At 34.3% G+C, this 26638-nt stretch carries 23 protein-coding genes; 18 read left to right on the plus strand and 5 right to left on the minus strand.

The window, feature by feature from the left end:
• Positions 1 to 283 precede the first annotated feature (283 nt).
• The gene (locus AB1410_08220) at positions 284 to 1123 is read right to left on the minus strand and encodes a flavodoxin family protein (protein ID MEW6456678.1); all 840 of its coding nucleotides are present in this window, start codon (positions 1121 to 1123) and stop codon (positions 284 to 286) included.
• A complete protein-coding gene (locus tag AB1410_08225; GenBank protein ID MEW6456679.1) occupies positions 1120 to 2682 on the minus strand; it encodes a serine hydrolase in 1563 nt (520 codons plus the stop codon). The genes AB1410_08220 and AB1410_08225 overlap by 4 nt, the downstream gene beginning before the upstream one ends.
• A 209-nt stretch (positions 2683 to 2891) precedes the next feature.
• Here AB1410_08225 and AB1410_08230 point away from each other — a divergent pair, with 209 nt between their 5' ends.
• Positions 2892 to 4727, plus strand: coding sequence for an aldehyde ferredoxin oxidoreductase family protein (locus tag AB1410_08230; GenBank protein ID MEW6456680.1), 1836 nt, complete (start codon positions 2892 to 2894; stop codon positions 4725 to 4727).
• A gap of 32 nt (positions 4728 to 4759) precedes the next feature.
• On the opposite strand, the gene AB1410_08235 is transcribed toward AB1410_08230, so the two are convergent.
• The gene (locus AB1410_08235) at positions 4760 to 5368 is read right to left on the minus strand and encodes an isoprenylcysteine carboxylmethyltransferase family protein (protein ID MEW6456681.1); all 609 of its coding nucleotides are present in this window, start codon (positions 5366 to 5368) and stop codon (positions 4760 to 4762) included.
• 252 nt (positions 5369 to 5620) lie between these two features.
• Between AB1410_08235 and AB1410_08240 the strand changes: the two genes are divergently transcribed.
• Both AB1410_08240 and AB1410_08245 read left to right on the plus strand, forming a co-directional pair.
• A complete protein-coding gene (locus tag AB1410_08240) occupies positions 5621 to 6925 on the plus strand; it encodes an aminotransferase class V-fold PLP-dependent enzyme (GenBank protein ID MEW6456682.1) in 1305 nt (434 codons plus the stop codon).
• A gap of 337 nt (positions 6926 to 7262) precedes the next feature.
• A complete protein-coding gene (locus tag AB1410_08245) occupies positions 7263 to 8294 on the plus strand; it encodes a ThiF family adenylyltransferase (protein MEW6456683.1) in 1032 nt (343 codons plus the stop codon).
• A 173-nt stretch (positions 8295 to 8467) separates the two neighbouring features.
• Here the strand turns inward: AB1410_08245 and AB1410_08250 are convergent, their stop codons facing one another.
• Complete coding sequence (locus AB1410_08250) at positions 8468 to 11380, minus strand: glycosyl hydrolase (protein ID MEW6456684.1); 2913 nt, start codon at positions 11378 to 11380, stop codon at positions 8468 to 8470.
• 178 nt (positions 11381 to 11558) lie between these two features.
• A complete protein-coding gene (locus AB1410_08255) occupies positions 11559 to 13748 on the minus strand; it encodes a TonB-dependent receptor (protein ID MEW6456685.1) in 2190 nt (729 codons plus the stop codon).
• A gap of 191 nt (positions 13749 to 13939) precedes the next feature.
• On the opposite strand from AB1410_08255, the gene AB1410_08260 reads away from it, so the two are divergent.
• From AB1410_08260 to AB1410_08330, 15 genes are all read left to right on the plus strand, one after another.
• Positions 13940 to 15604, plus strand: a complete 1665-nt coding sequence (locus AB1410_08260) for a serine hydrolase (protein MEW6456686.1) — start codon at positions 13940 to 13942, stop codon at positions 15602 to 15604.
• Between the two features lie 269 nt (positions 15605 to 15873).
• The gene (locus AB1410_08265) at positions 15874 to 17706 is read left to right on the plus strand and encodes a TonB-dependent receptor (protein MEW6456687.1); all 1833 of its coding nucleotides are present in this window, start codon (positions 15874 to 15876) and stop codon (positions 17704 to 17706) included.
• A gap of 120 nt (positions 17707 to 17826) precedes the next feature.
• Positions 17827 to 18201: a hypothetical protein gene (locus AB1410_08270; GenBank protein MEW6456688.1), complete on the plus strand. Its 375-nt coding sequence runs from the start codon at positions 17827 to 17829 to the stop codon at positions 18199 to 18201.
• Positions 18198 to 18998, plus strand: a complete 801-nt coding sequence (locus AB1410_08275) for a c-type cytochrome (GenBank protein ID MEW6456689.1) — start codon at positions 18198 to 18200, stop codon at positions 18996 to 18998. The genes AB1410_08270 and AB1410_08275 overlap by 4 nt, the downstream gene beginning before the upstream one ends.
• A 100-nt stretch (positions 18999 to 19098) precedes the next feature.
• On the plus strand, positions 19099 to 19332 hold the full coding sequence (locus tag AB1410_08280) for a hypothetical protein (protein ID MEW6456690.1): 234 nt from the start codon (positions 19099 to 19101) through the stop codon (positions 19330 to 19332).
• Positions 19289 to 19786: a hypothetical protein gene (locus AB1410_08285; GenBank protein ID MEW6456691.1), complete on the plus strand. Its 498-nt coding sequence runs from the start codon at positions 19289 to 19291 to the stop codon at positions 19784 to 19786. The genes AB1410_08280 and AB1410_08285 overlap by 44 nt, the downstream gene beginning before the upstream one ends.
• Positions 19787 to 19945: 159 nt before the next feature.
• The gene (locus AB1410_08290) at positions 19946 to 20338 is read left to right on the plus strand and encodes a cytochrome c maturation protein CcmE (protein ID MEW6456692.1); all 393 of its coding nucleotides are present in this window, start codon (positions 19946 to 19948) and stop codon (positions 20336 to 20338) included.
• Positions 20335 to 22314, plus strand: coding sequence for a heme lyase CcmF/NrfE family subunit (locus tag AB1410_08295; protein ID MEW6456693.1), 1980 nt, complete (start codon positions 20335 to 20337; stop codon positions 22312 to 22314). The genes AB1410_08290 and AB1410_08295 overlap by 4 nt, the downstream gene beginning before the upstream one ends.
• Positions 22311 to 22775, plus strand: coding sequence for a cytochrome c-type biogenesis protein CcmH (locus AB1410_08300; protein MEW6456694.1), 465 nt, complete (start codon positions 22311 to 22313; stop codon positions 22773 to 22775). Before AB1410_08295 ends, AB1410_08300 begins: the two co-directional genes overlap by 4 nt.
• Before the next feature lie 3 nt (positions 22776 to 22778).
• Positions 22779 to 23120: a hypothetical protein gene (locus AB1410_08305; protein MEW6456695.1), complete on the plus strand. Its 342-nt coding sequence runs from the start codon at positions 22779 to 22781 to the stop codon at positions 23118 to 23120.
• Positions 23117 to 24259: a hypothetical protein gene (locus AB1410_08310; protein ID MEW6456696.1), complete on the plus strand. Its 1143-nt coding sequence runs from the start codon at positions 23117 to 23119 to the stop codon at positions 24257 to 24259. The genes AB1410_08305 and AB1410_08310 overlap by 4 nt, the downstream gene beginning before the upstream one ends.
• A 20-nt stretch (positions 24260 to 24279) precedes the next feature.
• Positions 24280 to 24984: a heme ABC exporter ATP-binding protein CcmA gene (ccmA, locus tag AB1410_08315; GenBank protein ID MEW6456697.1), complete on the plus strand. Its 705-nt coding sequence runs from the start codon at positions 24280 to 24282 to the stop codon at positions 24982 to 24984.
• 8 nt (positions 24985 to 24992) lie between these two features.
• Positions 24993 to 25661 carry a heme exporter protein CcmB gene (locus AB1410_08320; GenBank protein MEW6456698.1) on the plus strand — a complete coding sequence of 223 codons (669 nt, stop codon included), beginning with the start codon at positions 24993 to 24995 and terminating at the stop codon, positions 25659 to 25661.
• Positions 25658 to 26344: a cytochrome c biogenesis protein CcsA gene (gene ccsA / locus AB1410_08325; protein MEW6456699.1), complete on the plus strand. Its 687-nt coding sequence runs from the start codon at positions 25658 to 25660 to the stop codon at positions 26342 to 26344. The genes AB1410_08320 and ccsA overlap by 4 nt, the downstream gene beginning before the upstream one ends.
• Positions 26341 to 26475, plus strand: coding sequence for a CcmD family protein (locus AB1410_08330; protein MEW6456700.1), 135 nt, complete (start codon positions 26341 to 26343; stop codon positions 26473 to 26475). The genes ccsA and AB1410_08330 overlap by 4 nt, the downstream gene beginning before the upstream one ends.
• Positions 26476 to 26638 lie beyond the last annotated feature (163 nt).

Raw genomic sequence — 26638 nt, forward strand, 5'->3', positions numbered from 1 at the left:
AAATAACAGCTCAAACACCAGCTCAAAAAATTTTTTATCTTCATTTTCATATTATCTATAAAGCAATTTATGTGCCATATTTAAATTTTAATTTAAAATATTGATAATAGATTATTTTTATCAATATTTAAACTAATTAAAATTGCCATTTCTCCAAAAATTTGGATTTTTTAATTTAAAATCCAATATATTGGTTTTTTTATCAATCAAAATCCCTCATTAACTATAAATTTTTAAAAAATACAAAATAAATTGTCTTTATTTTAAAACGAAAATATATTTTTCAAGAACTGAGGAATTTTTTTTTCCTCTTAAAGATTTCTGGCAAATTCTTTCGAAATAAATCTTTTGTTCTGAGAATCCAGTTCTCAAAATGCTCTTCTATGTTCTTTTCTGTCCATCTGTGATTATTCATACTTTTTCCACTAAAAAGGAACCCCCCTTCTATTTCTTCCGCTTCAGATAAGCATATCGGGCAGCGAAATTTTCTTTCTTCTATTCTTTCGAATATAGTTGAAAAACAAACAGGGCAGTGTTTGGAAATCTGATCAGAGTAACTCTTACGAACTGGATTTAAAGCAAGCTCGCATATTTTTCTTACAGTTTGTCGGACCCTGGATATTTGGTTATCATCCAATAAAACCTCTCCAGGTCCTGCTCCATAAACAATGAAACTTTCTTCTATCTTGAATCCAAGACCAAGTAAAAATAAATTCATTGAAGGAAGCTGAAAAGAGTTCCAATCTATAGGGCTGGATACTCCTATGCTTGCGGAGGGTCTTAGATATAGTTTCTCATAATAAGGACGAATCAAAAGGAATCTGTCGATAAGCATTTTAAAATAACCAGGAATGCTCATCACATAAGTTGATGATATAAGAAGCAAAGCATCAGCTTTAACAATTTTATCCATCAGAGGATAGAAATCATCTTTTAAAGGACAGATTTCATCTTTGAATACACATCTCATACAACCATTACATTGTTCCAGTCGAAGATCTCTTAGATTGATTATCTCAGCTGTAACTGCTTCATTATTTAATGCCTCTTTTAAGGATAAAGAGGCTAATATATCTGAATTTCCTTTTTTTCGAAATGATGCATTGAATATAATAAAATTCATAGTTTATCTCCCTCTTTTCTTTCTTGCATTTTCTTTTCAGGCATTCTTGTAAAAATAATTTCTTTTACAGCTGGCTCCATCTGAATTGATACACTACTTATATTTCCTTTTATGTCAGTGGAGAAAGATGCCAGTTTAGTTGATCCAGTTGAATCATCCGTCAGTTCGAAAATATCATAGTGGTAGTGCTTTACAGAAAAAGACATTGAATTAAAAGTTGCTTTTAAATCATCCCCTTCCTTCCTGATAGAGACAACTCCATATCCAGGATGTTCAAAATCTCCAGCATATTCTTCAAGGGGATGAGATGGCTTTGTATCTGGTTTTCTGTCTTTATCTTTATCTTTTTTTGCTTTTTCAGCTTCCTCTTTTGCTTTTGCCACTTCATCCTTTATGCGCTTGTTCCAAGGAATCTGGTCAAGCCCAAGGAAACGGTCATAGACATTGCAAGCGATAATCTCGGGAATCGGCGTGCCACTCATGTTGGTAAGAATAACCACCCCGATTTTATCCCTGGGCATAAAAGTAACAAGGGCAGTAAAACCATCGATGCCTCCTCCATGGGAAATCATCAAGTGTCCTCTGTAAGCAGTGATCAGCCAGCCCATTCCATAACTTGCATAAAATAACTCATCATATTTAATAGGTTGCTGTATAACCATTTGAGGAAAATGAATCTGAGCGAGATTTGCCTCTGAGATAATCTGGTTTTTACCAAACTTCCCTTTGTTTAGATTGAGCAAAATCCAGTTAGCCATTTCAGTTACATTGGAATTCATGGAGCCAGCAGGACCCATGGCATCTATGTTTCTGAATGGAATTTCTTTGACTTCATTTTTTTCTTCCCTGTAAGGAAGAGCAAAGTCAGAGGCTTTTTGAGATTCATTTACAGAGAAATTGCTGTTTTTCATTCCCAATGGCTCAAGAATTCTTTTTTGAACAAATTCTTCCCAGGTTATGCCAGAGATTTGCTCGACTAATAAACCTGCTGCCAGATACATGAGGTTTTGATACTGCCATACCAAACGAAAATCCTTACTTAGCTCCAGATACTGGAGGCGATCGAAAAGTTCTTTCCGAGTCAATGAAGAACCATACCATACTAAATCATGCCCTGGCAAGCCAGACCTGTGCGTAATTAAATCACAGGGTGTCATCCTCTCAGTTACAATAGGATCGAATAGCTTGAAAGTAGGAAGATAATTCCTTACAGGTTTATCCCAGTCAAGTTTTCCTTCATCTACAAGGATTCCTAAAGAGACTGCAGTAAACGCTTTAGTACAGGACCCTATGGCAAAAAGAGTTTGAGGAGTTACCTTTAGTCCCTTTTTTACATCCCGAAGCCCGAATCCTTCAGATAATATTATCTCTCCGTCTTTTATGATTGCTATTGCAAGTCCCGGAACTTTCCATTCCTTCATGGTAACATTCACAAATTCACTAAAGCCTTTTAAAATTACCTTTTGTGAACTTTTCTGAGCATTGAGAGATGTAGGGATGAAAATAAGAAATAAAATAGCAACAAAAATTAAATTAAATTTAAAGAATATTTTTTTCATGGCAGAACCCTCCTTCTTCAACAAATATTAATACAAATGAAGAGCAATTTTTATTCAAATTTAAAAAATAAACTATATCGAAGGAAAAATATCAAGTCAATTCCTTCATTATCATCCCTAATTTGAGTATACAGCCTTTATGTTATTGACTTTGTTTATTTCGTGTGTTATCCATTGACACTTAGTTAGCCTTAAAAGGAGGTCTTATAATGAAAGGATGGACTGGTTACATATTAAGAATTGATCTATCTTCAAAGAAAGTTAAACAAGAATCATTTGATGAAGAATTTGCAAAGAAATGGGTAGGAGGAAGGGGCTTTGCCATAAAAATTCTATGGGATGAGTTAAAACCAGGAATCGACCCATTAGGACCGGAGAATAAATTCATAGTAGCATTAGGACCCATTGCAGGAGTACCTGCACCAAACACTGGTAAAACAGTTGTTGCAGCGAAATCTCCTCTCACTGGAGGTTATGGCGATGGGAATCTGGGCTCCTGGGTGACAGAACAGTTAAGGAAGGCTGGGTATGAAGCCATTATTGTAGAGGGGAAGGCAAATTCTCCAACATATATTTATATTGAAGATGAGAAGGTAGAATTCCTCCCCGCTAATGAGATCTGGGGCAAGGGCTCCTACGAAACCATAGAATGGCTCAATAAAAAATATGGTAAAAGAGCAGGAATCCTTACAATAGGGCAGGCTGGGGAAAACAAGGTCTTGTATTCCATAATTCGAAGCATGGAAGGAAGAGCAGGAGGAAGACCTGGCATGGGAGCTGTAATGGGCTCAAAGAATCTAAAGGCAATTGTGGTGAAGGGGACAAAAGAAATGCCTGTTTCAGACCCCGGGGGAATGAGAAAACTTGGGTTGGATGATTTGAGAAAAGTAGGAGAGATGGATAAGAAATCTGGATGGTCTGAACAGGGAACCACAGGGATTTTAGCCTGGGTTAATGAAGTAGCTGCATTACCAGTAAGAAATATGAGGAGGACATCCCATAAAGATGCTTGGAGATTGGATGGAGAAAGGCTCAATGCTGCCCGAATTGCAACTTATGGATGCCCGAATTGCACTATGCGATGCGGAATTACAATACTGGATACAGATAAGAATAAAGCAGAAATGGATTATGAAAATATTGGAATGCTGGGAAGCAATCTTGAAATTTTTGACCTCGCTCAGGTAGGTTCTTTAAACTATCTATGCGATGACTTTGGACTGGACACAATATCAGCAGGAGGAGTTTTAGCTTTTTATGCAGATGCCATTGATCAAGGCGTAGAAAAAAATGACTTCAAATTTGGAGATCCAGAAAAGGCAAAAGAACTTTTAAAAAAGATAGCCTTGAAAAAAGATGAAGGAGAACTCCTTGCCCTTGGAACAATGAAGATGGCTGAAAAGATAGGAAAAGACTCAGATGCATATGCTATGCATGTTAAAGGCCTGGAAATTTCCGCTTATAATTGTAAGTTTGTTCCTGGAATGGCTCTTGCCTATGGAACATCTGCTATCGGTGCTCATCATAAGGAAGCCTGGATTATTCTTTATGAGATAACTGAAACCCAGAGGGAGTCTTATGGAATTGAAAAGGCAAAAAAGGTGATAGATTTACAGAGAATCCGTGGAGGGCTTTTTGAAGTTATAGTTTCCTGTAGATTTCCATGGGTTGAATTAGGATGGGAACTTAATCATTACCCTGAATACTTCAAAAAGGCTACAGGACTTGATTGGACTCTTAACGATTTCTGGAAGGTAAGCGATAGAATATATAACCTCATAAGAGCATTCTGGGTCAGAGAGTTTCCAGACTGGGACAGGAAAAGAGATTATCCTCCCAAAATCTGGTTCGATCCTGCAAATGCAGACAAAGAAGGGCAAATCGCTGGAAAAATCTTAGAATATGATAAATACAATCAATTGCTCGATCTATATTACAAATTAAGAGGCTGGGATAAAAAGGGAATTCCTAAAAAAACGACAATGAGAGAATCTGGTCTGATTGAGGAAAGCGAGGAACTCGAGAAATATGTTCAACTGGAATAATTTATAAGGTTACCATCAGGAATACTCTAAACTTAAAAATAATTTTCTACATAGCTGATAAATTCAACAATTAAAGGAATTATAATTATCGCCCATAAACTTCTAAATCCTATATTTTTTCTTGCTTCTTTGATAGAAAATCTCGATGTTTTTAATGCTGATGGAATCAAAAAAATATTCGGGATAATTCTTGGCGTTGCATAAGCATAAGAATAATATGACTCAGGAAAATGTTTTTTCAAATTTTCCTCTTCATGTAACATTCTTGGATAATAAATTGTTAAATACATAATAATAAATATGAAAATTCCGATTTTATCATTTCCAATTGCAAGGAAATAAGAGAAATAAATCAGGAGAGTTCCCAAATAAAGTGGATGTCTGATAATCCTGTAAGGTCCACTTGTTGTGACCTCTTTATATTTCTTAATATTTCCAGCAGCCCAGATCCGAATCCAGATGCCTGCTAAAATTAACAACCATAGATATATGAAAACACCTGAAAAATCAATTTTTAATAAACTTACTGATTTTGTTTTTTCAAAGAGATTGATTATTACAGCAATCAGTGCAAAAACAAAGCTGAATTCGCCTCTTTTCTTACCTATCCAGCGAAAAAATCTTCCATAAAATATTTTCAAGTTGTTATCTCGGGTGATTTATTTACATAAATAAATTTTTCTCATAAATTCTTTAAAAACATGAATAAGCACTTTTCCATAAATTTTAAATTTAAGATATTATACTTTTTAAGAGAATAATACAACCTTTCAATAAGACTTTATATATTGTTTAAACCTTTATCTTTTTTTGATATTATTATCCTATATTCAAATAAATATGAAAGAAAGTTTAAAAGATAGGAAATAAATTAATATTGAGGAGGAATAATAATGATTCACTCCAGAAGAAATTTTCTAAAACATTTTGCAGGGCTTGGTGGATTAATAACAGCCACAGCAATGTTCTCACCTGATGTTATAAAAAAAGTGAATGCTGCAACATTAAAATTAAAAGAAAAAACTCCTGAACAGGTCGCTCAGGATGAAGATTTCTGGTTTGAAATTCAACAGGCATTCACAATAGATAGGAGCATTATAAACCTTAACAACGGCGGCGTCCATCCTTCGCCAAGAATTGTCCAGGAAGCAGTTAAAGAATACATGGATTTTGGGGAGAAATCACCCACATACACAATGTGGCAGGTTATACAGCCCTTAAAGGAAGTAACGCGCACAAAACTTGCTCAAATGTTCGATTGCTCTCCTGAAGAAATTGCGATTACCCGTAATTCAACAGAAGCATTGGACATTATTCTCCTTGGGTTCCCTCTGAAACCCGGGGATGAAATTCTTACAACGACTCAGGATTATCCCTCTATGCAGAATGCATTAAATCAAAGAGAAAAAAGAGAGGGTATTGTCATAAAGCGAGTCACTTACCCTTCTCCCCCTTCTGACTTAATGGAAATAGTAGAAGCTATAGAAAAGGGTATTTCTTCAAAAACAAAGCTTATACTTATATGCCATATGGTCAACATAACAGGACAAATTCTTCCTGTTAAAGAAATATGTAAAATTGCTCATAATAAGGGAATAGAGGTAGTCGTTGATGCAGCTCATACATTTGCTCACATAGATCATAAAGTTTCAGATTTAGAGTGTGACTACTACGGAACAAGTCTTCATAAATGGCTTATGGCTCCAAAGGGAACTGGGTTTCTTTATGTTAAAAAGGACAAGATTAAAAAAATATGGCCACTTTTCCCTCCTCAAGACCCCCTCAGTGATGACATTAGAAAATTCGAGGCTATTGGAACTCATCAGGTTGCTATAGAACTTGGAATCGATGAAGCTATTGCATTTCATAATGGAATAGGCTCAAAAAGAAAAGAAGCTCGATTTCGCTTCCTGAAAGATTACTGGGCAAAGAGATTGATGGAGATTCCTCAGGTAAAATTCCGTGTTTCTCTTGACCCAGCTCACTCATGTGGTCTGGCAAATTTTTATGTGGAAGGAATCGATCCTGTTAAACTATCAGAAGTTCTTTTCAATAAACATCATATAGTTGTTACACCAATTACTCATGAAGAAGTTCCTGGAATCAGGGTTACTCCGAGCCTTTATACGCGCCTTGAGGAACTTGATTTATTTATCGATGCAGTTACTTATTACATTAATAAAGGTCTTCCTTCATAAAAAAAGAGATTAACCTAATTTGAGCGATTCTTATCGATAATTGCTTTTAAAGGCACTGGATTCCTGCTGGAGTTTACCTTCATGAAAATGGGGGCAGGAATGAATTAAACACTCATCAGTTGAAACTGTCATTCCCGCGAAAGCGTAAATCCAGAAGACTTCCTTAATAAAATCGCTCAATTTAGGATTAAATTAAAGTTTTGGAGTAATTAAAAGTTAAATTAAATTATCTTCCCCCATAAGTTTACCTGCTTACTCAGTTGTCATTTAACTGTGAATAAATGTAAAATCAATTCTAAGGGTTAGAATAAAAATTAAAATCGCATGGGGTAGAATAATGGAAAAAAAAGATTTATTGAGGTATTCAAGACAGACTATTCATGAAAAGATTGGAATTGAGGGGCAAAAAAAACTGAAGAACAGTTTCATCGCAATAATAGGTTGCGGAGGGCTTGGCTCCAATGTGGCAGATCATCTGGCAAGGGCAGGAGTCGGAAAGATAAAAATTATCGATAGAGATTTTGTGGAGATTGAAAACTTACAAAGACAGGTTTTATTTGATGAAGACGATGTTAAAAATAACCTTCCTAAAGCAATCGCTGCAGCAGAAAAAATTAAGAAAATAAATTCAGAAGTTGAAATCGAGCCAGTGGTTACGGATTTTAATTTTACAAACGCAGAAAATCTTATCAAAGGAGTGGATTTAGTCATCGATGGGCTTGATAATTTCGAGACTCGGTTCTTGATAAATGAAGCATGTGTAAAAAATAACATTCCCTGGATATATGGGACATGCGTCAGCTCATATGGTTTCATAATGAACATCATTCCTCATAAAACCCCTTGCCTGAGATGTATTCTTGACCCTGTCTCTCCAGGTCAATCTTTCACCTGTGAAACAGTAGGGATACTCGGGCCAACAGCTTCAACAATAGCTTCCCTTGAAAGTGTTGAAGCGATTAAATTCCTTCTTGGGAATTTAGACGCACTAAACAAAAATTTAACTTTTATCGATATATGGACAGATGAATTTGAAAAAATCGATACTTCCAGAATGAAAAAAGAAGACTGTTCTGTATGTGTTCAAAAAAAATTTGATATTTTGGAGCAGAAAAAATCAGCATCGATTTCTTCCCTCTGCGGAAGGAATGCTGTTCAGATTATCCCATCAACAGACAAAATGGTAAATTTGGTAAACATATCAAAAAGGCTGGAAAATCTTGGAAAAGTGTTTGTAAGTGAACATATATTAATATTCAAAATAAATGAATATGAAATAACTTTGTTTCCAGATGGAAGGGCCATCATCAAAGGAACTGATAACGAATCAGTTGCTAAAAAAATTTATACTCAATATATAGGGATGTAATACTAACGCACTAATATTTGTTACATCTTACTCGTTTTCCCCCTCACCCCCGTATCAAGTACGGGGCAGGCTTCAATCCTCTCCCCTGAGGGGAGAGGGAGGGGTGAGGGGATAGGAATGCATCAGAATTAAATGCGTTTGTATTAGTTTAATAAATATTTAGATTGTAAAATTTAATCAAACATAAAGAGTGAAGCTGAAGAAGGAGCTTTAACTTGAATTTTCCCTTCTAATTTTACATCACCTGCTAAAATTTCAACTTTGTAATTACCCGGTTTTACGTAATTCCGAGCCATGGGAAATTCTTCTCTTGTTTCTTTTCTTTCTTCAAATGTTAGATCCCAGGTGACTATGTTTAAACCTGCGTCATTTGTTCCTTTTAATTCTTTAATTACATTTCCAGTCTCATCAATTATGGAAATTTTAATCTGTTGAGTTTTTCTTAGATAATAGCATATAACTGCTTCTTCCCCTTTTTCCCACCTGCTTTGAGGTAAGCTTACTGGCTTTATATCAAAAAGATGAGCTTCTTTTTCCTGAATTTTCTCGTCAAATTTCTGAATATTCTCCACATTCAATACAAAAACGCTTCTTCCATGGGTACCAATAACCAATTCATTATCCCTCGGATGAACAATCAGGTCATGAACAGGAGTTGTTGGTAAATTATTGCGGAGCGAATTCCAGGTCTTTCCCCTATCGATTGATATATAAATGCCCAAATCAGTTCCCGCATAAAGAATATTTTTGTTCCTCGGGTCTTCTCTTATTACATTAATCGACTCAGAAGGAAGGTTCGAAGCAATGGATTTCCATGTTTTTCCAAAATCAGTGGACATGAATAGATATTTTTCAAAATCATCGTCACGATATCCTGTTAATGAAACATAAACTGTTCCTTCTTCATATCGAGATGCCACTACTCTGCTAACCCATTTATCAGGAAGCCCTTTGTTAATTTTAGTCCAGGTAACACCGTCGTTCTGAGTAATATAAACATTTCCATCATCTGTTCCAACATAAATCAACCCTGGCTTTATTGGTGATTCAGAAATTGTTGTTATAGTTCCGTATGGAACATCACCCTGTCTTTCTGGTCCTGGGTTAGTTGTTAAATCAGGGCTTATACAAATCCAGCTGTCTCCCCTATTAAGAGATTTAAAAAGTTTATTAGCTCCGTAATAAAGAATAAAGGGATTATGATAAGAAATTAGAAACGGAGTCTGCCAGTTGTATCGTAAAGGAGGCTCTCCAATTTTTGCTTTTGGCATTATGTTTTTCATAGACCTGTCTTTTTTACTTATTCGTGAAATGTTACCAAATTGATATTCAGCATATATTGTGGTGGAATCAGTGGGGTCAATTTGCACATAAGCTCCATCTCCTCCATAAATTGTTTTCCATGGGTCATCTACTCCATATTTAGGAATATGAGTGTTTGGGCCATAGACAACTCCATTATCCTGCAAACCTCCATAAATGCTATATGGAGTATCCATATCAACTGCTATTGTGTAGAATTGACCTATTGGAAGGTTATTTATTTTCTGCCAGGTTTTACCTCTATCATAGGAAAAGTTTAAGCCTCCATCATTTCCAAGAAGCAACCTGTCAGGGTTTTTAGGGTCAATCCATAAAGCATGATGGTCACCATGAACTCCTCTTCCACCAATATTTTTATATCTCTTTCCTCCATCATCTGAAGTAAGAAGAGGCACACCTAAAATATATATATTATTTTCATTATCAGGCGAAACTCTTATGTTACCAAAATAGTATCCATAAGTGTTGTAAAAGCCGTCGATGTATTTTTCATTAACCTTTCTCCATGTCTCTCCTTTATCATCAGAACGGTAAACTTCTGCTCCAATTACATTTGTTTCAAATAATCTTCTGTTAGCATCGAGAAGATATTGAGCAAGGGATTGGGGAGTGAGTTCTCCTTTTTTTACCATTTCTAAAACAATTTCTGCTGTATATTCACGAGGAACGTTATTTTCTCTTAAAAATGTGGTAAGAACTTTGGGGTCGAGCCTCAGAAATTCTTCTTTTGACATTTTATTCAGCTGGTCTATTGTTATCCCTGAAGTCTGTTCCTTTTTCTTTTCTTCGGGACGGAGAGCTTGGTTGTCAAGGATAGCATACACAACATTTGGGTTGGAAAAAGATACATCAAGACCAATGCGACCTACATGTTTTCCTACAGGAAAACCATTGGTTAATTTTTTCCACGTAAGCCCTGCATCAGTTGATTTGTAGACCCCGCTCCCTTCCCCGCTTTCGATAAAATTCCATGCTTTTCTGCTCCTCTCCCATGCAGCAGCATATAATGTTTTATTATCGACTGGATCCATCACTACATCGATAACTCCAACTTTATCACTTATATAAAGAATCTTATTCCAAGTTTTTCCACCATCAGTTGTTTTGAACAGTCCTCTTTCTTCGTTATCTGTATAAAGATGACCTATGGCTGCCACATATACTACATCGGGATTTTGTGAGTCGATAATTATCCTTCCAATGTGATGGGTATCATTCAATCCCATGTTTTGCCATGTTTTTCCACCATCAATGGATTTAAAAATCCCTGTTCCGGCATAAGAACTTCTGCTGCTGTTACTTTCACCAGTTCCAACCCAGATTATGTTCGGGTCAGAATCTGATACAGCAATGTCACCGATTGTGAAGGTGGACTCATTTTCAAAGATAGATTCCCAGGTAGTTCCATTATTCACTGTTTTCCATACATTTCCAGAAGCAACAGCAACATAAATAGTAAAATGATTTCCAGGAGGTACAGCAATATCTGTCACTCTTCCGCCCATAAACTGAGGTCCTACGGAACGCCACTTCAGGTTTTTAAAAATCGATTCATTTTTCATGTTCGCATGATGCTCAAAAGATTTTAACCGGGCAACAGGGTCAGTGGGTTTTGGTACAACATCTTTCTTTAAAATTCTCTCTCCTTTCTTCTGTTTTTCATCCGGAGCTGGGGAGTTTTTGCTGTTTCCATAAGAATTCAAAAAATTTAAATTTAATAGAAAAATGCCGAGGAAAAATAAAAGAAAAATAGTTTTTTTCATTAAAATTTCTCCTTTCTAAGTTTTTTACGATAAAATATAGCATCAGGTTTATAAAAACTCAACATATTATTTTAATTAAAAATAGAGAGGCCATCCATCCCCTTCGCTCAGAAGATGGATGGCCTCTCTATTATCTTTTGATCTCATTTCTTTCTTACTCAGATAAGTTATTGTAGTATTAAAAAATATAATTTAAACTAAAACTAATACTTCTCCCTGGCTCCTCTCGAGACTCAGGATCAGGTCTTGCCAGATAATTTTTATTGAAAATATTCATTCCATAGAAATAAATCTGAAAGGATGAATTTACATGGTATCCTGTTTGAAGATTAAACATTAAAAAACCAGGAATAGTTATCTCAGCAGGGCCAGGGTTATCTTTTTTTCTCTGGATAAAACTATTAATTTCAAACCAGAATTTTCTTTTCCAGAGACGAGTACCTAAAAACAACCTCTCAGGAGGAATGTCATTAAGATATGCTTTTGTAATTCTGCTCTTTCCGTAATATGTAAAAAAATTGGTGAATATTTTCCATCCTGAGAATGGATAATATTCAAATTCAAATTCAAAACCCCTTATCTGTCCGCTCTCTATGTTCCCATATGTATATATCTTCTCCTTGCTTCTATATCTTTCAACTAAATCATCGATTTTATAATTGAATACATAAAATCCAGAGAATAAATATTTTTTAATTATTTTTAAACCGGCATCAAAATTCAAGCTGACTTCAGGTTTCAGGTCAGGATTACCAATAATAAATCCTCTCCCTGTTATCCCAGTGTAAAATCTCTCGGATAAATCAGGAAGTCTATAAGCTCTTGATAAATTTGCAAAAACAATAAAATCCTCAAAAAGTTTATAGGAAGCGCCTATAAACCCTGTCCAGGTTTTATCTTTGACAAAATTAGTTTTTATAAATTCAGAACTCTTTGCCCTCAATCTAAAAAAGTCTCTTCTTAAACCCCCTGTCAGATCAAGATTCTTGATTCCTGTGTAGTCTAATGATAAAAACAAGCCAAAATCTCTTCTCTTACCATCCTTGATGGAATTTTCTTCTATTTTTTTCAGAGCATATCCATGGGAATCATATCTGGTTTCGATGTTTCGAGCTGATACACCTGTTCTTCCCGAAAGGTCAAGGCCAAAGGTGAGCCTGATATCACTTTTTAAATTTTTTAAATAAAAAATCTGGGAGCCATAATCAACACTCTCTGTTCTTGCAAAAGATTCTTGTTCTTTATAACTGGATATTTTTTCTTTTTTTGTTTCTAAAAAATTTGGGTTAAAATATAGCTGAAAAGAAATCTTTCCTCCTGCTATTTTTTCCTCCTTCCAGCTCAAGTTAAATAGATTTTGAGATTCTTGAGGATACCAGGTAGGATTTATTCTGCTATCAACATTAGGCTTTCCTATGTTAAACCCTCTTCCCAAAAGAAAGTTTAAACCAACATTTCTTTTTTCTCCCCCATGATAAATTTTAAACAAAGAACTTAAACTGGTAAAATGAGACATCGGTATCTCTCCAATTGGTGAAAAATAATTCTCTGCATCAATCCCTTGAAAAGAAAGGTAAAATCCAGTTTTATTGAACTGACGGCTTAAAGAAATTCCTGCTTTTTTCTCCTGATTGTTAAAGCCATACTTGATATTAATTTTTCCATTAATTCGCTCTAATTTTTGCGGCTTCTTTGTCAATATCTGAACCACGCCTCCAATCGCATCAGAACCATAAAATACTGATGAAGGACTTCGCAGGACTTCAATTCTTTCAATATCCTCGGGATTTACAAATGAAGCACTCGGACCTGTTCTACGGTCACTGATTACTCGGGCATTATCTATTAGAAGAAGGATTCTTCGTCGAGCTAAACCTCGAATGCTCGGAACTTTTGAGAATCCCCCGCTTCCGATGCTTGACACTCCAGGTATGCTCATAAGTGCCTGTTCAATGTTTGCTGATGATTTCTCTTCAAGAATCTCTGAAGGTAAAACTGTTTCAGCTGCTGGCAATGAGGAAGATGATTCTGGATATCTCAAGGCAGTAACAATAACTTCTTCAGTCTGGCGTATATAAGGAATTAAGGTTATTAAAATTTCTTTTGAAAAACTTTCTTGCTTAACTGTCAATTCTTTTTCAAAGTAATCAGGATGAAGTATTTTTAATTTAATCTTTTTGACATCTGGAACAACTAAAATGAACAGACCATTTTGGCCAGATATGCAACTATTTTCGTTCTCTAAAATAAAAACCTGGGCTCCTGAAACTGGATTGCCTTCTAAATTAACAATTTTTCCTTTAATCTCTGCTGAAAAACCTGAAAGACTCAAGAAAAAAAATAAAATTAAATTTATAAAAAATTTCATAGAAGAATAGATTATTTTATTTATTAATATTCAAATTGTAAATTTATTATAATAAAGAGGTCAACCACCTCTTTCGCCCAGAAGTTATCCCTCATTATAGTTTAAGAGTGATCCTTGCTTTAAATGTTTACCAAAATTTATTTTTACTACAATATGTAGTATAATGTTAAAATCTTCGAGGATTAAAACATATGGAAAAGGATATTTTTAGAAAAAACATGAAATTACTTTTTACAACTTTATTCGTTATCATATCTTTCTCATCAAGCCTTTATGGAAAAGAGTTAAAAACCTTAGAAAAGAACATAAACAAAATATTGAATTCTGTAAATGCTCGACCTGGCTTCGCTCTCATCCATATTGAATCTAATGATAAAATTTTAATCAGAGAAAACGAATTATTCACCCTTGCCAGTGTTCGAAAAGTGCCTAATATGGTAGCTGTTGGAAAAGCAATAATGGATGAAAAAATATCCTGGAATGACAGAATATCTCTTACAGATGACGTTAAAGTTGAAGGCGCCAGTGGCATAATACAGGAACTTCCTTCAGGCATTGATCCAACCATCAAATATTTGACTGAAATAATGATTTCAGTAAGTGATGGAACTGCCACTGAGATGATTTTCCAGAAATTAGGAATGGATTGGATAAATCCCTTTCTAAAATCCATCGGATTACAGAATACAAACATTGATCTTTCAACCGCAAAATATTTTGCCCATCCAATTCGCGAAGCTATCGTAATAAAATCTTTAAATAATCAAACAACAGAAGAAATAATGGTTACTGATATTCCCTATCAAGCAGAAAATCTAACTCTATCTCCGGATAAAAGCAGGATAGCATTTGTTCAATCCTATGATATATGGATAAAAGACTTAAAAACGAACACTATGACACAGATAACAAATGACAATTTCAGGCAAAAGGAACCCTGCTGGTCACCAGATGGGAAAAAATTAGCGTTCTCCAGCAATATAAATGGAAATTATGACATCTGGATCTGGGATGAAAAAGATAACTCTCTTCATCAACTAACGATCTCCATGGCAGATGAAACTGAACCTGCATGGTCTCCTGATGGAAAAAAAATAGCATATTCATGGAGATACAGGAACCTTGTTAATTTGAGATACGCAGATTTAAAAGAAAAAAAAGAATATCTATTAACAGATTTCAACATAGGTGGGAATCTGCCTATCTGGTCACCTGATGGAGAAAAAATAGTATTTCAAAGTAAAAATAATATTTGGATTTTAGATTTAAATAGAAAAAAAATAAAAAAATTGACAGCTTATGAAGGTAATAACTGGAATCCAGGCTTCTCTTCAGACGGAGATTCAGTCATTTTTGAATCGGATATGGACAAGAATTTTGATTTGTGGGAGATATCTCTTCGAGGTGGTATTATGAAAAAATTGACAGATGATATCTGGATAGAGAAAAACCCAATACTTCTCAAAGATGAAAATAAACTGATTTACACCAGGATTGAAAGAGCAGATTTAAATTTAAAACACAATACAAGCACTCCATACGATATTGCTCTTCTTTTAAAAAAAATATATGAGAAAACAATTCTTACTCCTGAAATTTGTGAGAAATTTGTCGAAATACTTTCTAAAACTTCAAGAGCTTCTTATACTCCTCGTTTTATTCCGAGTAACGTTAAATTTATTTGGAAAGGTGGTTCATTACCAAGAGTAAGAACATTTGCGGGTATTCTATATTTTGGAGAGAACTCCCATTGCGCTGTTTCCATATTTTTTAATGATATTCACGGAGATGAAGCAGCTTCAAGTGCAATCGGAGAAATACTAAAAACTATCTGTGATTTTTACACCCAAAAATAAGTATATTATAACTCGTAATTCACCAGTAAGCCTTTAACCCGAATTACGCAAGGTTCTTTGCAGATTACCGTAGGGCAATGCTTTAGCCTTGCTTTGATTCACTAAAGATGCAGGGCTAAAGCCCTGCCCTACAAGGGCTTTGACATAGGTTTGCATAATTCGGGTTTAATAAAATTTTTACTTGACAGGAAAAATAATTTTAATTTAAAATTGAGACTCATTCTCAATTAAAATAATTTTGAGAATGAAATCAATATAAGGAGAAATTAATGAAATCATTAAATCTTTTCATCCTGTTTTTAATTCTTTCTCTTCCGGTATCAGAATTATCTTCAGAAGAACATCTTCCACCAAATTCTATAGTAATAACTTCAGAGGATCTTGAAAAAAATCTGACAGGATATGATCTTTATGACATTCTCTCTCTTCTAAGAACAAGAACTGGTATCACTTTTAAGACTTCTTCTGATATTGGAGCTGAGGATTGGATTTTATTGCGGGGTCTTTCAAGGGATAGTTCGCGCAATGTCCTGATTTTAATCGATGGTATGCCCCTCAACAATTCCTATTCTGATGCCAATGAAATTGAGCACTTACCTCCCCTATCCTTTATCGACAGAATAATTGTATATCTTCCTCCTGTTCCTGCGAGATTTGGAGGTTATACTTCAGTAATAGAAATTTACACAAAAAATATTTTTGATTCTGAAATATCTGCTGGCTATGGAGAATTAAAAAGTTTGTTTCTCTCTGGAAATATTGGCGGAAATTTTAAAGATATTAATTATCAAGGTGGAATTGATTATTTAAAGACAGATAATCTTACAGGCGTAAGACGTACTCCACCGAAAGAAAAAGAATTTTACGGAGATCGTAGCTACTGGAAACTGGAGCCTGCTGGAAAAATTTTCTGGAAGCTCCCGGGTAACTCTTCCTTAGCTTTATATTTTCAATATTTAAAAAGTAAAAAATTTTTCTCGGATATAATTTTCAGGAAAGAAAAAGAGAAAAGAGAAAGAGATCTATTGGAACTTAATCTAAATTTTTCTTTTGAACCCTGGAAAGAATCAGATTTAAAAATGGCATTTTTCATGGCAAGAGAAAAAGATTTTTTGAATTTAATGATGCATCCTGATGTAAGAGATCAATACAGATTCAGAGAAGGAGCAAAAATTGATTTTTCCTTTGATTTTCCATTGAAACAGCGTATTTCTTTAGGAGGAATTTTTTTATCTTCCTATGCAAGAGAAAACCTCGGAACACCACTAAAGTTTGACTATACAAATATCTACGGCTTATACATAGAGGATATATTCTCTTGGGGAAAATTTTTTTCAATTGCAGTGGGTCTCCGGTATGACTATCATACAAAGGCAAATTCTCAATGGAATCCATATTTTTCGATATCTTTAAGTCCTTTTAGAGGAAATAATCTTTATTTTATATGGGGAAATTCAACTCGCTGGCCCTCTATTTCAGAATTTAACGAAGAAGACCCTCAATCAGGATTGGAAAGTGAAAGATTAAAAGGTTTTGAGATTGGAATGCGTCAGAAACTAATTGATGAAAAACTTTCAATGAGACTCTCTTCTTTCTCAATTCAATTGGATCGGGAAACAGAACTTTTCTTTGACATTAAAAGAAGACCGCCTGGAATTTACTGGAGGAATAACCCTGAAAAATTGAAATCCGATGGATTGGAAGCTGAAATTATTTTCTCTCCATTTAAGGAGATAGATGGATTTATTAACTACACCTACAATTCAGCGGAAAGGAAAGACAAACCGGCAAACTTCAGCGGACCAAAAAATTTAGCCAATTTTGGATTAAATTTCAGAAAGAAAATTCTAAATACTGAATACTTTAATGCAAGGATAATTCTAAACTATGGAGGAAAAGCAAAAGGAATTCAAGCTACAGGAGGAAAACCAACTGTGTTAGACGACTGGTTAAATATGGATATCGCTTTTTCTTTTAAGGCTAAATATATAGAAATTTTCATGAAAGGCAGTAACATTTTCGATAAAATTTATGAGACCTTTGATGGACGTCCAATGTTTCGAAGAGTAATTGTAGGAGGAATAAAACTCAATTTTATTTAAGTATTTAATCATTTTTTATCAGGAGATTCTTTTAATATGATTGTGACTTCATGTTTGACAAAAATAAGACAGAAAAATAAAATAAATTTTTTTTATATGAATAAATTAAAAGGAGGGAACATGAAAAAAGTGTTAACATTTTTTGTATCAAGTATTTTTCTAATTTGTTTAGCTGTCGTTTCCCAGGAAAGAAGCCAGGAGATAACAGTAAAAGGAGAATTAATTGATGTCTCCTGTTACTTTGATCACGAAGCAAAGGGCGCTCCTCATAAAAAATGCGCACTGGCTTGCACTCAGAAAGGTTTTCCCATGGGAGTTCTCACTGAGAAAGGAGAGGTCTACCTTCTATTTCCAGATCACAAAAATGAGGATCCCTATGAAAAAGCAAAGGGTATGGCTGCTGAGTTCGTAGAAGCAAAAGGAAAACTTATTAAAAAAGCCGGAATCCCTTCGATTGTTTTATCTTCTATTGAGAAAGTTTCAAAATCTCAATGAAGAATAGAGAAAAAATAACTATAATTATTTTAAGCTCCGCTCTTTTCCTCGTGAGCGGAGCTTTTCTTTTTTATGTATTTATTACCCATTGGAGAGCTAAGGGAGTCTCATCAGTCGAAAGGGGCAAAGAAATTGCCAGTAGATTTGGATGTTTCAGCTGCCATGGTCCAGAAGGAATAAGAGGAATAAAAAATCCAGGAAATCCAGAAGGCTCAGTGCCATCCTGGGATGGAGGAACATATATGATGTATGTAGAGAATGAAAAAGAGATAAAAGAATGGATTTTAAATGGAGCTCCTGAAAGATTAAAGAAAAGCGAAACATTTAATAACAGAAGGAAAAAAAGTCTTATAAAAATGCCTTCCTACAAAGGAGTGATTTCATCCAAAGAATTAAATGACCTTGTCTCTTTTTTTAAAGCAACGGCATGGGCTAAAAAACCTGAAGATCCATTGGCAGAAAAAGGAAGAGAATTAGCCTATAACCACGGATGTTTTGGATGTCATGGTCCAGAAGGTAGAGGATCTCTTCCTAATCCTGAATCTTTCAAAGGTTATATCCCTGCATGGGACAGTAAAGACTTCTCCGAATTAGTTGGGAATGATAAAGAATTGGAAGAATGGATATTAAAAGGCAGCACTGAAAGACTTCAAAAGAATCCTGCGAGTGCCTATTTTCTGAAAAGACAGGTAATAAAAATGCCATCCTATGAAAACATAATTTCTAAGGAAGAATTAGAGGCAATTAAAGCATACATAAATTGGATCAGACAAAATCCCAATTTACCCAAATTTTAAAGCTCTGCTATATTCTTTTTATGGTTAGATTTTAAAGGAGGCAATTCATCGCTATGCATTGCTCATTTCGATATGTTAAAATAAGAAGTTGAACAAAAAAATGAAAAAATTGGTCTATCATATCGGGAGATTAAGTGAAGAAGAACAGCTAAAATTAAACCTTCAAGACGGTCTTTCTCGTAGCGTTGAAGAGCGGATTAGATTAGGTTTCATTTATATGAAACTACCTTTAATTGATGATGTCCCATATAGAATATTCAATACAATGGAAGAATATCGAAAATGGGCAAATGAAAATTTACCAAAGTGGCTGGGCTACTATACTGATGATTGATAAAATTATAGAATTAGTCGAGATTTTCAATAAGCATAATGTTAAATATCTTTTTATCGGAAAAGGGGCAGCCACTCTTTATGGCTATCCTGGAACGACTCAAGATATAGTCATATTTCCTAAAAACTCAGAGGAGAATTGTTCGAACCTTATAAGAGCATTAAAAGAACTGGAATTTGATGTAGATGATAAGCTTGAAGAGGCTATAAGAGAAGGGAAAGATTTCATCCAAATTAGATTCGGCCCCTTTCCTCTTGATATAGTTTTTGCCCCGAATGGAATAGAGTCATTTGATGAGGCACAAAAAAGAAGTGAGATTATCGATGGTAGATTCCCATGTGCTTCAATTGATGATATTATTGCCAGTAAAAGAGCCGCAAAAAGGCAGAGAGATAAAGAAGAGCTCCCTCGCTTAGAAGCTTTTCGAGATGAATTGAAAAGAAGGAAAAACTAAAGGGCAAACCCTGCCCAGGATCTTCATGCCCTAACCCTAAAAAAATCACTACCTTGACATTCTACATTATGTAGTATAATATAAGATCTCTTATAGAAAAGTAAATCCAATGCTTAAAAATATTACCTGAACTTAAATAAAAATAAAGGAATATAAAATATGAAGAGAAGGAAACTTAAATTTATTATTGGAGGAATTATAGTGTTAGTTGCTCTTAGTTATCTTATTTATACTGGTATTCGAGAGACAGGTATTTATTATCTTACTGTGTCTGAGTTAAAAGTTAGAAGTAATACAATTTATAACCAAAATTTTCGAGTGGGAGGAGAAGTAATTCCTGGTTCAATATCCTGGAATTCAAGATCATTGGAATTAAGTTTCAAGATTACAGATGGCAAGGAAAATCTAAAAGTAATTTATAAAGGAATAATTCCTGATATATTCAAAGCAGGTAGCGAGGTAGTGATAGAAGGAGTTTATACAGAGGAGGGAATCTTTCATGCAAACACTCTTTTAACTAAATGTCCTTCAAAATATAAAGCAAAATTATGACTCAAATCGGATATCTCTCTTTAATTACTGCACTCATTGTATCTGCCTATGCAAGTATTTTCTCTTTTGTTGGAAAAAAGAGGGAAAAAGAGGAAATAATTGTCAGTGCTGAAAATGCAGCATTAGCTTCCTTTATCCTTCTCACTCTTAGCTCCATTTCTCTCATCTATGCATTTATCAATTATGATTTTAAACTGGAATATGTGGCCAGTTATTCAAGTAGAACTTTACCACTCTTTTACAGAATCCCAGCTTTTTGGGCTGGTCAGAAAGGCTCTCTCCTTCTTTGGGTTTGGTTATTGAGTATTTTTACAGCTATAGTTATGATTCAAAACAAGAAACAGAACAGGCAATTAATGCCTTATGTTATCTCAATATTAATGTTTTTAGAATTTTTTTTTCTGTCCATTATTGTGTTTATTTCCAATCCCTTTGAGAAACTTTCTTTTACTCCCCCTGATGGCCAGGGGCTAAACCCTTTACTTCAGAACCCTGGCATGCTTTTTCATCCACCCGCTCTCTACATTGGATATGTTGGTTTTGCCATTCCCTTTGCTTTCGCTATAGCTGCTCTTATCACTGGAAAGCTCGATGATATCTGGATCAGAACTACTCGCAGATGGACAATTTTTTCTTGGTACTTTTTAGGCATTGGAAATCTTTTAGGAGCCCAGTGGGCTTATGTGGAATTGGGCTGGGGAGGTTACTGGGCGTGGGACCCGGTTGAGAATGCATCATTTATGCCATGGCTAACAGGTACTGCTTTTCTCCATTCGGTAATGATCCAGGAAAAGAGAGATATGCTTAAAATCTGGAATATGATTCTTATCATTATTACTTTTGTTCTAACCATCTTTGGCACTTTCATCGTTCGTAGTGGTGTCCTATCTTCTGTTCACACATTTGCTCAATCACCTATTTTAGGCTCAATTTTCTTAGGACTCATCGTAACAATTCTCATTTTTGCCTTTGGTCTTCTCTTCAATCGCCAAAAAATATTAAAGAGTAAAAATGAATTAGAATCTATTCTTTCCAGAGAAAGTAGCTTTTTGTTTAATAATTTAATTCTTATTGGAGCGGCTTTTGCTATCCTCTGGGGAACGATATTTCCCCTCATCTCCGAGGCTGTTCGAAAAGTTAAAATTACAGTTGGACCCCCATTTTTCAATCGTGTTACTATTCCTATATTCCTTGTACTTCTTTTTATCACTGGTCTCTGTCCTCTTATTGCCTGGAGAAGGACGACCCTTAAAAATCTAAAAAAATTTTTTCTTTACCCTACTATAATTGCACTTACAGGTATATCAATTATTATACTCTTAGGTATTCACCATTTATATGCATCAGTATCATTCACTCTATCCATTTTCGTAGTGACTACAATAATTTTAGAATTCTACCGAGGGGTAAGGGTGCGTCACGATATGAAAAAAGAAAATTATCTTAAAGCTTTCTTCAATCTCATTGAACGAAACAAGAGAAGATATGGCGGCTACATTGTTCATTTAGCTATGGTTCTCATTTTTATAGGAGTTACAGGGTCAGCTTTTAAAGTAGAGAAAGAAGCCTCTTTAAAAAAGGGGGACTCCATTCGCATCAAGGAATATACGTTAAAGTATGAAGATTTTTCCAGTTATCCTACAGCTAATAAATATATATTATCAACAACTCTTTCGATTTGGAAAAATAATAAAAAATTTGGCTTTCTAACGCCAGAAAAATATTTATATAAAAATGAAGAACAGGCTCATACTGAAGTAGATATCCTCTCAAACTTGAAAGAAGATCTTTATGTAATATTAGCTGGATTTACAGAAGATGGGACAGCGAGTTTCAAGTTTTTCATCGAACCACTAATTGCTTGGATTTGGATTGGAGGAATTGTGCTTACAATAGGAACAATTATTATAATCCTACCGGATAAAAGAGAAAAAAGATACCTCCAAGAAAAATATCGTCAGGCTATAATTACATGAACTTAAAATTATATACTATATACTTGCTTATAATTACTTCTTTCTTTGCCCCTCTCTATTCAATCACAGTAAATGAAATAGCTAAGGAACTCATTTGTCCCTGCGGCTGTAATAAGATGTTGAATGTTTGCGAAATGGCATCAGCTAAAGAAATGAAAGATATAATTAGCCAGATGATTACCCAAGGGAAGTCAAAAAATGAAGTCATCAAATATTTCGTTGGAATATATGGAGAGAGAATTCTTTCTACTCCCACAAAAAGAGGATTTAATCTCACCGCCTGGATCACGCCTTTTTTAATCATAGCTCTTGGTGGAATCATCATCTATTTAACGATTGTCATCTGGGTTCTCAGATGGAGGGAAAGAGCCAGAATTCAAAAAAAGGAAATTAAAGAGGAAGAAGTCGAAAGTCTGTACGGAGAAAAACTAAAGAAGGAGCTTAGAGAATTTGACCGATAAGTCATGACAATAATAATTTTAGCAATCAATTTAGTCGTTTTTCTTTTTATCAGTTATCCTATAATTATAAAGAAATATAAGCATGAAATTTACCATAAAATTGATGAACGATTAAAAGAACTCCTTTCACAAAAAGTATCACTCTATGAAACAATTAAAGACCTGGAATTTGATTATAAAATGGGCAAACTTTCAAGAGAGGACTATGAAGAATTAGAAAAATATTATCGCCTCAAGGCTCTTTCTTTCCTTAAAGATATCGATCGATTAGGAAAACAAGATATTGAAAATCAAATCGAAAAGGAAGTCCTGGCTTTAAGGCAGAAGAAAAAGAGGAATATATGAAAATAAAATCATTAATTTTTTTTAGCTATTTAGCTATTTTTTTAATGACTTTAACTAATGTTCAAGCAGAGAACAACTCTTCAGGAATAATTGAAGGAAAAATTATTAATAAAACTAAAGGTAAAGAAGTTGTTCCCTTCATTGAGATAATCTTACAGCAATACAGTAAACAAACGCCATCTGAAAAACAAATAACAAGAACAGATAAGAATGGAAAATTTCATTTTAAGAATTTATCCACTGACTCTCAGCATAGTTATTCCCTCAATCTAAATTTTCAAGGAGCAGAATATTACAGTGATATTATAATTTTCGAGAAAGGAGAAACCTTAAAAACTCTTGAAATTCCTGTTTATGACTCAACGGTAAATGTGAAAAATATAAAAGTAAAAGCTGGCCATTACATTTTTGATATTGAAAAAGGAAAATTATCAATCACAGAAGTATTTATATTCCAGAATCCTGAGAATAAGACATATGTCGGAGAAAAGGTTGGGATGAAAGGTAAAAATATGACTTTACGCTTCACTCTACCAAAAGGATTTGAAGTTCTAAATTTCCAGAGTGGGCTAATGTCATGTTGCGTGGAAAATCTTGAGGATGGGTTTTATGACACAATGCCTCTATACCCAGGGCAAAGAGAAATCGCTTTCTCTTACAAGATATCTTATAATTCATCCCGATATATTTTCTCTCCAAAGATAAACTATCCTGTTGAGAATCTCAATTTTTTGATTCTGGATACTGGGATAAAAGTAGAAAGCAAAGATTTGCACAAAGAAGACTCGTTAGAAATACAAGGAAAGAGATATTTCCGATTATCAGGAAGAGAAATTGAGCCAAATGCTGAAATAAAGATCAGCATGGATAATCTACCCTACAACCAGAGTTCTTTAAAGTTCTTTGCCCTTGGAGTTTTATTTATTCTAATCGTCTCGGGATTTATTTATCCATTCATAAAAAGAAAAAAGTCATTATCCCCTGAACAAGAGCTAAAGAATAAAAGAAAGCAACTTCTTTCAGGGATAGCTAATTTAGATGATCAATATGAAGCAGGCAATATTTCTGAGGAAATTTATTTAAAAGCTCGCTCAGAAATGAAACAAAAATTGATTGATATATTTTCCAAACAGAAATAGAAAAAATAGGCAACCGAGAAGTGATTGAAATCCAAAGCGTATCTAAATTTTTTGGAACCCATCAAGCCCTTAATGAAATCAACCTTTCAATAATAGATGGCGAATTTGTAACAATCTTTGGACCAAATGGAGCAGGAAAGACTACTTTAATACGGATTATCTCAGGTTTAACCCAGCCATCTAAAGGAAAAATTCAATTCACAGAGCTCGGCTCTAACAAGAACTTTATTAAGGTCTTGCGAAATATTGGTTTTGTTTCTCATAAGCCGTTTCTTTACGAAAATTTAACAATTGAAGAGAACTTGAGATTCTATGGAAAGATGTATGAGCTGGAGAATCTGGAGAAAAAAGTTAACGAAATCATTTCCAAATTTGGACTTACTCTAAGGAGAAGAGACCTTGTTCGTGTGCTATCTCGGGGAATGGAACAACGACTCTCTTTAGCAAGAGCAATTATTCATGAACCCAAAATTCTCCTTCTCGATGAACCTTACACTGGTCTTGACCAAGAGGCTGTCAATACATTTAGAAGATTTCTAAATGATTTTCATAATGAAGGTAAAACTATTGTCATGACAACTCATGATTTTACCCATGGATTAAAAAATTGCACTCATGTTATAGTCCTCTCAAAAGGAAGCATAGTTTATGATGAACAAATAAGTAAAATCAATTTAGAAGATTTCGAAAAAATTTATTTTAAACATATAAGACCGCAAGAATGATATCTGATATGAAAAAGGTCTATTGGATTATTCATAAAGATATTATTTCTGAAATCCGTTCAAAAGAAATATTTTCTTCAATGATTATATTTTCCCTTTTAGTTGTTGTTACATTTAGTATCGCTTTTCAGTTTGATACAGAAAAATCTGGAGATTTCGCTTCGGGTATTCTCTGGATTGTTTTCATATTTAGCGGTATTTTAGGTCTTAACCGTTCTTTTCTTGTTGAAAAAGATAAGGGCTGTCTTGAAGGCCTCTTACTATGTCCCATTGATAATAGCGTAATATATTTTGGTAAAATGATTTCCAATAATATCTTTGTCCTGTTTATGGAACTTCTAATTCTTCCAATATTTTCAATTTTCTTCAATATCAACCTCTTTTCTTATATCCTTCCTTTAAGTTTGACTATCTTTTTAGGTACAATCGGCTTTATTGCAATAGGAACAATACTCTCGGCAATGACTATAAATACCAGAACCAGAGAGATGCTACTTCCTGTTATTCTCTTGCCAGTAGCGATTCCTGTCATAATTTCTTCAGTTAAAGCCACGGGTGTTTTATTGGAAGGTGGAAGTCTATCTAATATTGATAAATGGATAAAAATTCTATTAGCTTTTGATATCATTTTTATTGTGGTTTCTTTTCTGACTTTTGACTATGTGGTGGAAGAATGAAAAACACTGAGAAACTTCTCTATTTACTCGCATTTATCTTTATGATTATTAATCTCTATTTAATATTCCTTTATGCCCCTCCTGAAAAAGTGATGGGAGATATACAGAGGATTTTCTATTTTCATCTTTCATGTGCCTTTATTGCTTTTCTATCCTTTTTGATAGTTTTTATCTCCAGTATTCTCTACCTCTGGAAAAGAAATTATCTCTGGGATACCTTAGCTTATTGTTCAACAGAAATTGGGGTTATTTTTACAAGTTTAATGCTTCTTACTGGTTCTATCTGGGCTCGACCAATCTGGGGTGCATGGTGGACGTGGGATCCCAGGCTTACCACAGCTCTCGTTCTCTGGTTTCTCTATATGGCCTATCTCCTTCTCCGTTCCCAGTTAAAACCAGGTCATGATAGAGCCAGATTTTGTGCTGTCTATGGAATTATAGCTTTTATCGATGTTCCTTTTGTTTTCATGTCGATTCACTGGTGGCGCTCTATTCACCCCGTGATATTCAAGGGTGTAGATGCCCAAATTGATCCATCAATGATCAAAACTCTTATTTTCTCTCTTTTGACTTTTTTAATTTTTTACTGGATCTTATTGACTCTCAGATTTAAGATAGAAAATCTAAGAAATCAGATAGAAATACTAAAACAAAACACTAAAATATGGAGGAATACTTTATGAAATATTTGATTTATTTATTTGCAGGCTACACTATTGTCTGGCTTGTACTTTTTCTTTATCTTATCATTCTTAATAATAAAGTTGGTAAATTAGCAGAGGATATAAACAAGATTTATAAGACCTTCGAATAAGAATAAAATCTTTATTAATTTTCAGAAAATAAAATAATGACTTAAAATTGTCATTAACAACTATTGAAGACTGTAATATAATGTCCTATGCTGATAGTGTTTTTGTCATTCCTGCAGAAGCAGGAATCCAGAGGAAAGGAGCTGGATTCCCATTTTCACGGGA

The organism is Acidobacteriota bacterium, assembly GCA_040756905.1.
Taxonomy (GTDB): Bacteria; Acidobacteriota; Aminicenantia; order JBFLYD01; family JBFLYD01; genus JBFLYD01.